Source organism: Rhodococcus yananensis, from assembly GCF_020515525.1.
GTDB lineage: Bacteria > Actinomycetota > Actinomycetes > Mycobacteriales > Mycobacteriaceae > Rhodococcus > Rhodococcus yananensis.
Genome location: NZ_JAIYEP010000177.1, coordinates 1 through 511 on the forward strand (window position 1 = coordinate 1; position 511 = coordinate 511).

1 protein-coding gene is annotated in these 511 nt (G+C 67.5%); it reads left to right on the top strand.

Going from position 1 to position 511, the window contains the following annotated elements; translation table 11 throughout:
- The coding region (locus LDQ05_RS19660; RefSeq protein WP_226438629.1) for a condensation domain-containing protein at positions 1 to 511 on the top strand (511 nt) is incomplete at both ends.

A 511-nucleotide genomic window follows, 5' to 3' on the forward strand; every position in this document is an offset into this window, starting at 1 on the left:
GGGTGTTGTTCGAGGTGTCGTCGGTGGTGGGGTTGGCGGCGCGGCTCGAGTCGCGTGCCGGTGATGGTGGTCGGGTGGCGTTGGTGGCGCAGCCTCGGCCGGAGCGGGTGCCGTTGTCGTTGGCGCAGCAGCGGATGTGGTTCCTCAACAGGTTCGATCCCGAATCGGGCGTCAACAACGTGCCGATAGCCCTGCGACTGCGTGGCGCGCTCGATCCTGCCGCTCTCGGTGCCGCGTTGCGCGACGTCGTGGGCCGGCACGAGGTGTTGCGGACGGTGTATCCGGAGGTCGACGGCGTCGGCCACCAGCTGGTTCTCTCCGTCTCGGAGGCGGGACTCGACCTCACCCCGATGGCGGTGAGCGAGGACGAGGTCGTGTTCGCGGTGACCGCTGTCGCGTCTGCCGGTTTCGATGTGGCGGTCGAGGTGCCGATCCGGGTGCGGTTGTTGCGGGTGTCCGAGGTCGAGCATGTTCTGGTGTTCGTGGTGCATCACATTGCTGCGGACGGTTT